This window comes from Marinobacter sp. M1C, from assembly GCF_023314135.1.
In the GTDB taxonomy this organism is placed as follows: Bacteria; Pseudomonadota; Gammaproteobacteria; order Pseudomonadales; family Oleiphilaceae; genus Marinobacter.
The window spans coordinates 2675486-2688258 of record NZ_CP092289.1 but is presented as its reverse complement, the minus strand read 5'-3'; the positions used below and the strand labels follow the sequence as shown (position 1 = coordinate 2688258).

General features: G+C 54.6%; 15 protein-coding genes and 1 pseudogene. 5 read left to right on the top strand and 11 right to left on the bottom strand.

Features of this window, described 5'->3' with window-relative positions:
* Positions 1-16 precede the first annotated feature (16 nt).
* The 3 genes and pseudogenes from MIH19_RS12615 to MIH19_RS12605 form a co-directional block, all read right to left on the bottom strand.
* Positions 17-139 (bottom strand): annotated as a pseudogene (locus MIH19_RS12615) (NUDIX hydrolase); the annotation flags it as partial.
* Positions 124-774 carry a pseudouridine synthase gene (locus MIH19_RS12610; RefSeq protein WP_249005216.1) on the bottom strand — a complete coding sequence of 217 codons (651 nt, stop codon included), beginning with the start codon at positions 772-774 and terminating at the stop codon, positions 124-126. The gene MIH19_RS12610 and the pseudogene MIH19_RS12615, both read right to left, overlap by 16 nt.
* A gap of 107 nt (positions 775-881) precedes the next feature.
* A complete protein-coding gene (locus MIH19_RS12605) occupies positions 882-1115 on the bottom strand; it encodes a cold shock domain-containing protein (RefSeq protein ID WP_249005215.1) in 234 nt (77 codons plus the stop codon).
* A gap of 309 nt (positions 1116-1424) precedes the next feature.
* On the opposite strand from MIH19_RS12605, the gene clpS reads away from it, so the two are divergent.
* From clpS to MIH19_RS12585, 4 genes are all read left to right on the top strand, one after another.
* Positions 1425-1784 carry an ATP-dependent Clp protease adapter ClpS gene (clpS, locus tag MIH19_RS12600; RefSeq protein ID WP_249009003.1) on the top strand — a complete coding sequence of 120 codons (360 nt, stop codon included), beginning with the start codon at positions 1425-1427 and terminating at the stop codon, positions 1782-1784.
* Positions 1785-1802: 18 nt separating this feature from the next.
* Positions 1803-4070, top strand: coding sequence for an ATP-dependent Clp protease ATP-binding subunit ClpA (clpA, locus tag MIH19_RS12595; protein WP_249005214.1), 2268 nt, complete (start codon positions 1803-1805; stop codon positions 4068-4070).
* A gap of 196 nt (positions 4071-4266) precedes the next feature.
* Complete coding sequence (locus MIH19_RS12590) at positions 4267-4560, top strand: PepSY domain-containing protein (protein WP_249005213.1); 294 nt, start codon at positions 4267-4269, stop codon at positions 4558-4560.
* The gene (locus MIH19_RS12585) at positions 4553-5104 is read left to right on the top strand and encodes a cytochrome b/b6 domain-containing protein (protein WP_249005212.1); all 552 of its coding nucleotides are present in this window, start codon (positions 4553-4555) and stop codon (positions 5102-5104) included. The genes MIH19_RS12590 and MIH19_RS12585 overlap by 8 nt, the downstream gene beginning before the upstream one ends.
* A 266-nt stretch (positions 5105-5370) precedes the next feature.
* On the opposite strand, the gene infA is transcribed toward MIH19_RS12585, so the two are convergent.
* From infA to MIH19_RS12545, 8 genes are all read right to left on the bottom strand, one after another.
* Complete coding sequence (gene infA / locus MIH19_RS12580) at positions 5371-5589, bottom strand: translation initiation factor IF-1 (RefSeq protein WP_007350942.1); 219 nt, start codon at positions 5587-5589, stop codon at positions 5371-5373.
* A gap of 81 nt (positions 5590-5670) precedes the next feature.
* On the bottom strand, positions 5671-6384 hold the full coding sequence (locus tag MIH19_RS12575; RefSeq protein ID WP_249005211.1) for an arginyltransferase: 714 nt from the start codon (positions 6382-6384) through the stop codon (positions 5671-5673).
* A complete protein-coding gene (gene aat / locus MIH19_RS12570) occupies positions 6381-7097 on the bottom strand; it encodes a leucyl/phenylalanyl-tRNA--protein transferase (protein ID WP_249005210.1) in 717 nt (238 codons plus the stop codon). The genes MIH19_RS12575 and aat overlap by 4 nt, the downstream gene beginning before the upstream one ends.
* Positions 7098-7135: 38 nt before the next feature.
* Positions 7136-8089 (bottom strand): thioredoxin-disulfide reductase, encoded by a 954-nt coding sequence (gene trxB, locus MIH19_RS12565; protein WP_249005209.1) that lies wholly within the window; start codon positions 8087-8089, stop codon positions 7136-7138.
* A 190-nt stretch (positions 8090-8279) separates the two neighbouring features.
* Positions 8280-9194, bottom strand: a complete 915-nt coding sequence (locus MIH19_RS12560; protein ID WP_249005208.1) for an AAA family ATPase — start codon at positions 9192-9194, stop codon at positions 8280-8282.
* Between the two features lie 81 nt (positions 9195-9275).
* A complete protein-coding gene (locus tag MIH19_RS12555) occupies positions 9276-10277 on the bottom strand; it encodes an agmatine deiminase family protein (RefSeq protein WP_249009002.1) in 1002 nt (333 codons plus the stop codon).
* A 153-nt stretch (positions 10278-10430) separates the two neighbouring features.
* Entirely contained in the window at positions 10431-10745 is a 315-nt protein-coding gene (locus MIH19_RS12550; RefSeq protein ID WP_249005207.1) for a hypothetical protein, read from the bottom strand.
* A 40-nt stretch (positions 10746-10785) separates the two neighbouring features.
* Positions 10786-11412 carry a PilZ domain-containing protein gene (locus MIH19_RS12545; protein WP_249005206.1) on the bottom strand — a complete coding sequence of 209 codons (627 nt, stop codon included), beginning with the start codon at positions 11410-11412 and terminating at the stop codon, positions 10786-10788.
* A 119-nt stretch (positions 11413-11531) separates the two neighbouring features.
* Between MIH19_RS12545 and MIH19_RS12540 the strand changes: the two genes are divergently transcribed.
* Positions 11532-12773, top strand: coding sequence for a lipoprotein-releasing ABC transporter permease subunit (locus MIH19_RS12540; RefSeq protein ID WP_249005205.1), 1242 nt, complete (start codon positions 11532-11534; stop codon positions 12771-12773).

The window sequence follows — 12773 nt, the reverse complement described above, 5'->3', positions numbered from 1 at the left end:
TATCAGCTTGCGGTCGTCACGTCTGTGGGTCGTGAATCAGATCCAGCGGCAAACGCCTACCACTTTGGTAATCTTCCATACACTGAAGTACCAGCGGGCTGCGCAGCTTATCACCCAGACCGGCTATTTGTTCCGGTGAGGGCGGTGGCCGCGGTTTGCTTTTGGTGTTTGCCGGCTGCCAGTGGGTTTACGATGCGGCGTTGCAGTCGTGGTTATATTTACGGTTGTTGAACTGAACTGGCCGGGTTCAAGTAAGTTAAGGCTCCAGTCACCAATGCGATAGCGGATCAGCCGTAGCGTAGGAAAACCCAGCGCCGCGGTCATGCGTCTTACCTGGCGATTACGGCCTTCACAGATGGTCAGTTCCAGCCAGCTGGTGGGGATGTTCTGGCGAAAACGTACAGGGGGATTGCGTGACCAAACCGCCGGTTCGTCCATGGTACGGGCAAGGGCCGGGCTCGTCAGGCCGTCTTTTAGTTGAACCCCCTGTGCCAGTTGGCGCAGGCCTTGCTCGCTAATCGTGCCTTCAACCTGCACCCAGTAAGTTTTTTCCATCTTACCCTGGGGCGAGGCGATGCGATGCTGTAGTTGGCCGTCTGAGGTCAGTAATAGCAGGCCTTCGGAGTCATAATCCAAGCGGCCGGCAGGGTATATGCCCGGCTGGTTGATCCAGTCAGCCAGGGTGGCTCGTCGGGGCTTGTCGGTTGACTGCCGTTCATCAGTAAACTGGCTGAGTACCTGGAACGGCTTGTTGAAAAGGATTAATTCGGCCATAGATAGTCTGTGTTGCTAGTAGGGCTAGACGCAGAGACTACCCCAGATACAGGATTTCGCAACCGTCCAGTACCCGTGGATGCACAGAAATTCGGCAGTTTTATCGTTCAGCCAGACGGGACGATGTGATTTGTTTGCAGCAGCGGAATAATGTCGACGGCGTGGACACCGTCATCCACCGGTTTTTTCTCGAAACTGACCGCCTGCCCGGCTTTCAGAGTTTTATAGCCATCCATTTGAATGGCCGAAAAATGAGCAAACAGGTCGTCGCTGCAGCCGTCTTCAATGATAAAACCGTAACCTTTGGCGTTGTTGAACCATTTCACTTTGCCGCTGGGCATGTTGAACTCCCCTGTACTTATGCTGTCAGTGATTATTATTGTTGAATTCCGGAGTTTGGTAACATTTTTTTACATTGCAATGAACTTTGGTTCAATACGGAGTTGCAGTCAACTGCTCGCTATAGAGGTTTTGGGTGGTTGAAGGCAGTCCGGAACCGGTATCATGTTCGTACTTATATAGGCTAAGGATCGCGGCTTGGTGTCCCACTGACAGGCATACTTAAGTCAGACGGAACATAAGCCTGCTTGAAAAAGCGGGGGCCAATACCCACATTACTAGCAAGGCACCGGCAACTTCGGTAAAGAATGATGCGTATGATTGAAAATTCTCAACTAATATGGAATCAGGGAGATGAAAGTGAGCCGGGTCGCCACGACCAGCTCAGTGTGGCGCTGGAAAAGCCAGCTCTGAAGCGGCCCGCGCAGTTCCGGGTGATTCTTTTAAACGACGACTACACTCCCATGGACTTTGTGGTGGAGGTGTTAACGACTTTCTTCGCGATGAATGAAGAAAAGGCAACACAGGTAATGCTTCTCGTCCATACGCAAGGCAAAGCTGTATGCGGCGTGTATTCCCGGGATATCGCAGAAACCAAAGCAGCCCAGGTGAATCAGTATTCGTCAGAATGTGATCACCCGCTGTTGTGCGAAATTGAACGTGCAGATTGATAGCAGTTGGAGTAGTCCATGCTGAGCAAAGATCTTGAACTTACATTGAATTCGGCCTTCAAGAATGCCCGTGACAAACGTCACGAATTCATGACAGTAGAGCATTTGCTGTTGGCCCTTTTGGACAACGATTCGGCAGTGGGAGTTCTGAAAGCGTGTGGCGCAGAGTTGGGCCAGCTGGAACAGGAACTGCTTGAATTTGTTGATTCCACAACGCCAATCATCCCGGATTCTGACGGCGATCGCGAAACCCAGCCAACCTTGGGCTTTCAGCGTGTGCTTCAGCGCGCGGTTTTCCACGTGCAGTCTTCCGGCAAAAAAGAGGTAACCGGCGCCAACGTGCTGGTGGCGATCTTCAGTGAGCAGGAAAGTCAGGCGGTTTACTTGCTGAAAAAGCAGAATGTAGCGCGCATTGACGTGGTCAATTTTGTTTCTCACGGCATTTCCCGAGTGCAGGGTGCGGAGGATCAAGAAGGCCGCGAGGCTGCTCAGGAAGAGAGCGGCGAGGAAGCGACGCAGTCTACACCCCTGGAAAATTACACCACCAACCTGAATGAACAAGCCCGCCTAGGGCGTATCGACCCGCTGATCGGGCGCGAACACGAAGTCGAGCGTGTGGTGCAGATTCTGGTGCGCCGTCGCAAAAACAATCCCTTGCTGGTCGGCGAAGCCGGCGTTGGTAAAACCGCCATCGCTGAAGGTCTGGCCAAGCGCATTGTAGATGCTCAGGTGCCGCAAGTGATCGCTGATGCGGTGGTTTACTCGCTGGATTTGGGAGCGCTGCTGGCAGGTACCAAGTACCGCGGTGATTTTGAAAAGCGTCTGAAAGGCCTGTTGTCGGATCTGAAAAAGCAGGAACACGCTATCTTGTTTATCGATGAAATCCACACCATTATTGGCGCCGGTTCGGCATCAGGTGGCGTGATGGATGCGTCGAACCTACTCAAACCCATGCTCAGCTCGGGTGAGCTGCGTTGCATTGGTTCGACCACCTATCAAGAATTTCGCGGTATATTCGAGAAGGATGCTGCCCTGGCTCGCAGGTTCCAGAAAATTGATGTTAACGAACCCAGCGTCGAAGACACGTATCTGATTCTGAAAGGTCTGAAGCCAAATTTCGAGAAACATCACGATTTAACCTACACCGATCAGGCCCTGCGCGTGGCTGCTGAGCTGTCTGAACGCTACATCAACGACAGGCACCTGCCTGACAAGGCCATAGATGTGATCGACGAGGCGGGTGCCCATCAGCGCCTGATGAGTGAAGACAAACGCAAGAAAGTGATCGACGTCGCAGAAATTGAGGAAGTCGTGGCCAATATTGCACGTATTCCACCCAAGAGCGTGTCCACCAGTGACAAAGATGTGCTGCGTAATATGGAGCGGGATCTGAAAATGGTGGTGTTCGGGCAAGACTTGGCCATCCAATCCTTGTCTACGGCTATTAAGCTCGCTCGCGCCGGGCTGAAATCACCTGAAAAACCGGAAGGTGCGTTTCTGTTTGCCGGCCCCACCGGTGTCGGTAAAACCGAAGTCACCAAGCAGTTGGCCAAGGTGTTGGGTATCGAGCTGGTGCGCTTTGATATGTCTGAGTATATGGAGCGCCATACTGTGTCGCGCCTGATTGGTGCGCCGCCGGGCTATGTCGGTTTTGACCAGGGCGGTCTGCTAACCGAAGCGGTGAACAAACATCCGCACTGCGTGCTGCTGCTGGATGAAATTGAAAAGGCTCACCCAGAGGTGTTCAATCTGCTACTGCAGGTAATGGACCATGGCACGCTGACGGACAACAACGGCCGCAAAGCTGACTTCCGTCACGTAATTTTGGTGATGACCACCAACGCCGGCGCCGAAACCATGGCCCGTCGCTCCATTGGCTTCAGTGAGCAAAATCACCGCAGCGATGGTATGGAAATCATCAGCAAGACCTTCACGCCGGAATTCCGCAACCGTTTGGATGGCATCATTCAGTTTGCGGATCTGGAGCGCCAGACCATCACTCACGTGGTGGATAAGTTCCTCACCGAACTGCAGGCGCAGCTGGACGACAAACGCGTGGTATTGCACGTAGACGAGCCTTCCAAGCTGTGGTTAGCAGACAAAGGCTATGACGTGGCCATGGGTGCAAGGCCGATGTCACGGTTGATTCAGGACAAAATCAAGCGGCCCCTGGCTGAGCAGATCCTGTTTGGTCGATTGGCCGAGAAGGGCGGCGAAGTGTTTGTGCACCTCGAAAACGACGAACTGGTGTTCGAGTACGAGCCGGAACCCGCAGAAGCGGTTTGACCTGTTTGCTCAGCCTGGTCCACCTGGACCAGGCTGAGCAAGTGCCATTTTAATATCTCCCTTCTTTCCTTCTTCCCTTTTTTATTGCATTGATTGGTCTTCGATTTCGAGCGTTAAGGTCCCTGTCAGGTTGGCGTGTTTCGATGCATGTTATGCCAAACCGGCATGCCACCTGAACACGACAAGGAAATCTGCCATGAAGATTCGTTATATTGCCGCCGCTACCGCCGCTACCGCCGCTACCGCCGCTCTGCTGTTCACCGGAGCCGCTGTCGCTGGCCCCCAATGCACCGACGCCCCGCAATCCGAATGGATGTCTCAGGACACCATGAAACAGAACCTCGCCGATCAAGGCTACACGATCAAAAAGTTCAATGTTACCAGTGGCAACTGCTACGAGATCTACGGTATGGATAAGGGCGGCGTGAAGGTCGAGATCTATTTCAACCCGGTCAGTGGCGATGTGATCAAGGAAGAGCGCGATGACTGATACCCTGAAAGCGAGCACCGTGAGCCAGGATGGCCGTGTCAAGGTCTGGGATCTGGCGGTGCGAATCTTTCATTGGGGTCTGGTGGCGGCGTTTTTCGTGGCTTATTTCACTGCCGACGACTACCGGAACATCCACGAATGGTCGGGCTATGTGGTCTTGGGGTTGATAGGTTGCCGTTTGGTCTGGGGTGTAGTCGGCAGTCGTTATGCACGCTTTAGTGATTTTGTGCCGAAGCCGAAACGTCTGGCTGATTATATACGTCTTATGCTGAAGGGGCGGGAGCCACGCCACCTAGGTCATAATCCGGCAGCGGCGATCATGATCCTGTTTTTGTTGCTGGCGAACGGTGTGATTGGCATCAGCGGCTGGCTACTTACAACTGATTGGGGCTGGGGCAGCGGGATGCTCGAAAATGTGCACGAGATATCCGTGAACATTACGCTTGTCGCAATCGCATTACACGTGGGTGCGGCGATCTATGAGAGCTTCCATCACCAGGAAAACCTTATCCGTTCGATGTTCACTGGCTACAAACGGCGTTAGCCTCTTACGTCAATCAGTGATTTTGCAGAAGCAGCCGAATTATAGACACAGTGTGCGAAGCTCGCTGTGTCTATGAAACCTTAAAGCAGATATGTAAAGGCTATTCAGGGAGATGGCCTTTAACAACATAGTACACGGCGATGCGCCAGTTTCGAGAAGTGCAAAAAGAAGAGCTCGCCAAGGCGAGCTCTTCTTTTATGATATTTTAAGATACGCGTGTTACCACGATACTATTTACAAAAAGCTAGCAGCGTGACCGCCAAACATTAACGCGCGCGGTAAACGATGCGACCTTTGCTTAGGTCGTATGGCGTCAGTTCCACTTTGACTTTATCGCCGGTCAGAATGCGGATGTAGTTCTTGCGCATCTTTCCGGAGATATGTGCGGTCACAACGTGGCCGTTGCTCAGCTCTACACGGAACATGGTGTTTGGTAGCGTATCAATAATAACGCCTTCCATTTCAATGACATCTGTCTTCGCCATTCAGTAAAAACCTCGTTTTGGAATACTTTCCGTGATTTTAAATTGCGTAATACTGCCTGATTTTGAGCCGTTTAGCAAAAGTCAGTTGTTATCGAGTGCTTGCCAGCGGTTATGCGTGAACTGCTCGATGGGTTTAAAGCGGCTTTTGTAGTTCATTTTGCGACATTCCAGAATCCAGTACCCCAAATACACATGGCTGAGCTGCTGGCGCCGAGCCTCTTCAATTTGCCAGAGTACCGCGAAGGTGCCCAGGCTGCGATGATCCAGGTCTGGTTCGAACACGGTATAGATGGCCGACAAGCCGTCGTCCAAGCGGTCAACTGCCGCCAATCCGACGAGCTCACCGTGCAGGGTCATTTCCAGAAACCAGGAATCGGTCTGGCCTTCCACCAGAAATGCCATGAATTGCTCTCGTGATGGCGGGTACATGTCGCCGTCTTTGTGGCGCAGTTCAATGTAGCGGGCGTAAAGCCGGTACCATTGTTCCGAATAGGCTGCCGGCACCAGCGCACAGGCCAGATCACTATTCTTATTCCACACCCGGCGTTGGTTGCGGTCGGGGCTAAACTCTGCGACGGGTACCCTGACCGGAATGCAGGCCTGGCAGTTTTCACAGTGGGGGCGATAATAATGCGAGCCGCTGCGGCGAAAGCCAAGAGCTGTCAGCTGGCTGTAAAGCGTGCGGTCAACCTCTGCTTTAGGGTCTACAAACATGGTGGTGGACTGGCGATCTGGCAGATAGCTGCAGTCGTGAGCGGGTGTTGCAAAGAACACCAGTGTTCTCAAATTGCTCATTCACCCTCCGGGCCCGGCCAGCGCCATTGAAACTGCCAATCTTCCACCGCCGGTGGTTGTTTTGTATGGCGGCCAAGCAGGGCCAGAAACTCCGTTCGCGGTAGTGTTTGTGCGCCCATGCTTAAAAGGTGATCGCTGGCTACCTGGCAGTCAATAATCCGGTATCCCCACTGCCGCAGCTGGTTCGCGAGGTGCACCATTAATACCTTGGAGGCGTTGGTTTCCAGCGAGAACATCGACTCGCCAAAAAAACAGCTGCCGAGCGCTATGCCGTACATGCCTCCCGCCAATTCGCCGTGCGGGTTCCAGACTTCAATCGAGTGGGCAACCCCCTCTCGGTGCAACTTGTTGTAGGCCTGAAGCATGTTTTCGGTAATCCAGGTGCCTTCAGCGCGGGTAGAGCCACACAGTCGCATAATCCGGCTGAAGGCTCGGTCTGCGGTTATCGAGAAATAGTCTTTGTTGAGGCTGCGGCGCAGACTGCGTGAAACGTGGATATTTTCCGGAAAAATGACGCAGCGCGGATCGGGTGACCACCAGAGTATGGGTTGGTCATCGCTGTACCAAGGGAAAATACCGTTTTCATAGGCCATCACCAGGCGCTTGCTGCTCAGATCGCCGCCTGCAGCCAGCAGGCCGTCGGGTTCCACCAGTGCGCTCTCGGGCGAGGGGAACCACAGCGCGTGTTCAGGCAACCAGGGCAAAGATGTCATAGTGGGTTCGCTGTTCAGCTCGGCTTTGTTGGTTTAGCTTAGCTCATTTGGTCCAGATAGCGCTCGGCGTCCAGCGCCGCCATACAACCAAAACCGGCTGAAGTTACCGCTTGGCGATACACATGATCGGCAACATCACCGGCGGCAAACACGCCGGGCACGGTTGTTTGGGTCGCCATTCCGTCCAATCCGGAGCGGATGTGCAGGTAACCATTTGTCATTTCCAGCTGGCCTTCGAACAGGCTGGTGTTGGGTTTGTGGCCAATGGCGATAAACACGCCGGAAAGCTCTATGTCCTGCTTGGAGTCGTCTTTCATGCTGCGGATGCGCATACCGGTTACGCCGGTGCCGTCACCCAGCACTTCGTCCAGGGTGTGATCCCAGATGATTCGCACATTGCCGCTGGCAGCTTTTTCAAACAATTTGTCCTGCAGCATTTTCTCTGCACGCAGGCTGTCGCGGCGATGCACCAGAGTCACTTCCGCGGCGATGTTGGACAGGTACAGGGCTTCTTCAACGGCGGTGTTGCCGCCGCCGATAACCGCTACTTTCTGGTTGCGATAGAAAAAGCCGTCACAGGTTGCACAGGCCGACACACCCTGGCCCTTGAATTTTTCTTCCGACTCAAGCCCGAGATACATGGCCGAGGCGCCGGTGGAAATGATCAGCGCATCGCAGGTGTGCTCGCCGCTGTCGCCCTTCAGGCGAAACGGACGCTGGTTCAAATCGACTTCATTAACCGTGTCATAAATGATTTTAGTTTCAAAGCGTTCCGCATGTTTCAACATACGTTGCATTAATTCTGGCCCTTGCACGCCATCGTTGTCACCGGGCCAATTATCGACGTCTGTGGTGGTGGTCAGCTGGCCACCCACTTCAATACCGGTGATCAATGTTGGCTTCAGGTTGGCGCGGGCTGCGTAAACGGCAGCGGTATAGCCGGCAGGGCCGGAACCTAGAATAATCAGGCGGGAGTGTGTGCTGGTGCTCATGCTGTTCTCACTTAATACGAGTGTATTCACTGTGTCCGCAGCTCGTTATGGCAGCGGCACGAAATTTAAAAAGTTTAGAACGTTTAAAAAATTTAGAAAGTTCAATAGGAAGATACAAAGGCTATCATGAATAGCCGGTGTGCTTGCCAGTTGTTTTGGCCAATTCTACCGATACGCCTGCTCTATGGGTTCAGTCGCCAAGCACCGATACGCCGGCCAGCAAGCGCTGCACCCGCTCCCGACTTTTGCCGCTTTCGCCCTGTTCCAGGCGATGCTCTGCCACCGCCGCAAACACCGCCTGTACGTCGTCTGGTAACACGTGTTCACGGCCCTGCATCAGCGCCCAGGCTTTCGCTGCGCGCAGCAGGCCCAAACCGGCCCGCGGCGACAGGCCGTAAAGCAGGCCCGGAATGTTGCGGCTGGCTTCCAGCAAGCGTTGTACGTAATCCAGCAGCGCCGGGCTGGTGTTAACCCGCAGCACCGTTTGTTGAATGCGCTCCAATTGTTCTTCAGCTAACAGGGTGGGCAGGCGCTGGGTCAGGCTGCGGCGGTCTTCGCCTTCCAGTAATTGACGTTCTGCCTGGGGGTCAGGGTAGCCGAGATGCAGGCGCATCAAAAACCGGTCTAACTGGCTTTCTGGCAGCGCAAAGGTACCGCCTTGTTCGATGGGGTTTTGGGTGGCAATCACAAAAAATGGATGGGGAAGGGGGCGGGTTTCACCTTCAATCGACACCTGCCGTTCTTCCATTGCCTCCAGCAGAGCGCTCTGGGTACGCGGCGATGCGCGGTTTATTTCGTCGGCCAGAATCAGCTGGGCAAAGATCGGCCCTGGATGAAAAACAAGGCTGCCGGCAGCCTTGTCGTAAATCGAATAGCCCAGCACGTCCGCCGGCAACAAATCGTTGGTAAATTGAATGCGTTGATAGCGCAGGCCTATTATGTGTGCCAGAGCGTGGGCAAGCGTGGTTTTACCCATGCCGGGAATGTCTTCAATCAGCAAATGCCCGCCGGCGAACAGGCTGCAAAGCGCCAGGCGCACTTGCCGGTCTTTGCCCAGCAAAATGCCATTGAGTTGGTCGACAATCTGATTTATCGCTTTGTGCATATTTTGATCAATCTCTTGCCCGTTTGAAATGTCTGCGTAAAAGGCAATACGCCGGTTGCTCAGGAAAAAACAGTTGCGGCGCTATCTGGTTATTACGCCCGCAGGCAATTGCATCGTCACGCAGTGCAGGCTGCCACCTTGCTGAAGCAGCGGGCGACAGGGTATGGCTATGATTTCGCGGTCTGGGAACAGATTCTGCAATGTGGCAATCGCTGCGGCATCTTGTGGTACATCGTATACTGGCAGCAACACCGCGCCGTTGATGATCAGAAAGTTGGCGTAAGTGGCCGGCAGGCGCTGGCCTTTTTCATCAAGGATAGCGTCTGGCCAGGGCAGGGGCGTCAGACGGTAAGGCGCACCATTGGCTTGGCGGAATTCGCGCAGGCCTTCGGCCATGGCGCTAAGAGCGCCGTAGTGCTCGTCGCTTTCATCAGGGCAGGCGACATAACAGATGTGGTCGGGTGCGCAAAACCGCGCCAGAGTATCTATATGGCTGTCGGTATCGTCGCCGGCCAGGTAACCGTGATTAACCCAGAGCACCCGGCGAATGCCCAGCAACTGGCCAAAAAGTTTCTCCATGGCGCTGCGGCTGTAATCGGGGTTGCGGCTGGGGCTTAGCAGGCATTCGCTGGTGGTCAGCAGAGTGCCTTCGCCATCGGTGTCGATGGCGCCGCCTTCCAGGATGAATTCGACGCTTTTCAAGGTGCTGCCGTCAAACGCACCGGCCGTGAGCAGCCTGTTGTTCAGGGCGTTGTCTTTGTCCCACGAAAACTTATTGCCCCAGGCATTAAAACCGAAGTCGACCAGCCTCGAGCCTTGGTGAGTGAACACCGTTAAAGGGCCGTGGTCGCGTGCCCAGCTGTGGTCTGACGGCGCAATCAGAACCCGAGCGCGGAATGCCACGCCAGAGGTTTCTATATACTGGTTTAGCTGTTCCTGCAGTCGCTGCGCCTGCTCTGGGTCTTCGCAGCTGATCAATGCGGATTCGAAGCGCAAAACCGCGCGCGCAATCGCCATAAATACCGGCTCTGTCTGTGCCAGACTGCTGGCCCATGCGCTTTTCCGATGGGGCCAGGTCAGCATCACCGCACTCTGCGGCGCCCACTCTGCGGGTAATAACGGCTTCGATTTCACTGGGCCAGTACCTTTTTCCTATTGAAAAAAACCATTCTAACGGACAGGCGCCGGCACGTCAGGATCTACTGGCGAAACTTTGCGGCCTTTTCTGTGTCTGTGTCAGGGCGTGTGCTTTATAACCGCGCGAATAACCCGATCGCTCTCGAAATACACCACAAAAGCCGGGTAGTGCCACTGGCTGATGGGCGGCTGGCCTACCGGGCCGCGGGTAGATTCGGGTGAGCCCCAGCGCTCGCGCACGCGCTCGGCCTTCATACCGGTTTGTGGCAATGAGTTGGCATCGCGGTCGCCCTGTTGGCCAAGTGGAACAACCAGTTCCTGAGTGCTGGCAGGCATCACCGACAAGGTCGCCGCCAGAACGGCGGACAACAGGCCGGCTCGCAGCAATGAGCGCCAAAAGCGATGGGTCTTCATAGTCAGGGTGACTCCGCAGGAGAAATGGATAAAACGTAATTTAGTCTGCGCTTTGGTCATTCGCCTCGGCAGTTCCGGCATTCGGTTGCTGGCGCTGGCGAATTTGCCAGCGCATGATATGGCGCGCCAGTTGTTGACGATCACTGTCTTCCAAGCGCACAAAGCGGGTGTGAATCCGTGTGCCGCCGCAGTCTTCGGTGTTAACGCCGACTACTTCGCCAACGGCTCGGGGCTGAAACAGTTCCGGCGGCAGAGTCAGGCGTATGGCAATATGGTCGCCCACCTGCAAGCTGTCATCGTTGCTAACAAAGGCAACGCCACCCTCGCTGAGCGTGGCTTGGTGCCAATGCTCCGGTTGCAACGGATTTTGCTCAAAGGCCATAATGCGCGCCAGAATATCCAGCTTGGAGTTGAACGCTTTTAACAGGCTTTGCAGCGCCCGGTCGCGCTCGCTTAAGCCGGCAAGTTGGGTTTTAATGTCTTGGTCAAGGCGTCTGAATTCGGCCTGTAAGCTGGTGAACGGGGTATTTCCGAAGGCACTGAAATCGTCTTGGGTACTGGTGGGCAGTTTGTGTACCTCCAATCCAATCCGGTCGTTGATTCTAAAGTAATCCCGCCGTTCGCGTTGTGTCTTCGCATTGGCGCTGTCATCGTTGCGCTGGGTCATTAGGACTCCGATACGGATGTTCATTTGTAGGGTGAAGTTTAGCAGTTCCCGGCGAGGCATTAACACGACCGGGTTCAATCAATCACGAATTAGTCGCAGCCAGCAGCAGGCAAGGCTTTATGTTTAAACCTTTATCATTTTATATCGGCTTGCGCTATACCGCTGCCAAACGCCGCAATCACTTTATTTCGTTTATTTCACTCACCTCTATGATCGGCTTGATGCTGGGCGTTGCGGTGCTGATTATCGTGTTGTCAGTCATGAACGGTTTCGATCGCGAGCTAAAACAGCGCATTCTGGGTATGGTGCCCCACGCTATTATCGAGGGCGCTGGCCCGCTTGAAAACTGGGAAGCGGTAGACGCAGCAGTCGAGAAACACCCGCGAGTGTTGGCGGCGGCGCCGTTTATTCAGGGCCAGGCCATGGTCACCGGCGGCGGAGTGGTGCGCGGCGTGCTGTTGAACGGCATTTTGCCAGACCAGGAGCGAACCGTATCGATTATTGAAGACCACATGGAGCAGGGCAGCCTGGACGATCTGAAGTCTGGCGAATTCGGCATCATTATCGGGCGCTTTTTGGCGTCCAGCCTGCGCCTGCAGCTGGGTGACAAAATAACCGTGGTGCTGCCTGAGGCGTCGGTAACGCCGGCTGGCGTATTGCCGCGATTGAAGCGCTTTACCGTAAAGGGCGTGTTCAGCGTGGGTGCCGAACTAGACGGCAGTTACACTCTGATTCACATGGACGACGCCGCCAAACTGATGCGCACAGACGGTAAAGCCCAGGGTATCCGTTTGTTGGTAGACGACCTGTTCGCCGCGCCGCGGGTGGCAGAGCAGGCGGCGCAGCTGCTTACCGGGCGCTATTACGTATCCGACTGGACCCGCACCCACGGCAATCTATTCCAGGCTATACGAATGGAAAAAACCATGATTGGCCTGTTGCTGATGTTCATTGTGGCGGTGGCGGCATTCAATATTGTGTCCACTCTTGTCATGGTGGTCACCGACAAAACCGCAGACATTGCCATTTTACGCACCATGGGCGCGACACCCGCGCGTATCATGCGAATCTTTATTGTGCAGGGCGCGGTCATCGGCGTTTTCGGAACCCTGGTGGGCACTGTGCTTGGTATTCTGGGTGCACTCAACATCAGCGCGTTCATCAGTTGGCTGGAGGGCGCACTGGGCCATCAGTTCCTCAGTGCCGACGTCTATTTTATCAGTTACTTGCCGTCCCAGCTGCTGTGGGAAGACGTCATGATCATCAGCGGTAGTGGCCTGGCCATGAGTCTGCTGGCCACTATTTACCCGGCCTGGCGTGCGTCTCGTATCGACCCGGCAGACGCGCTTAGATATGAATAG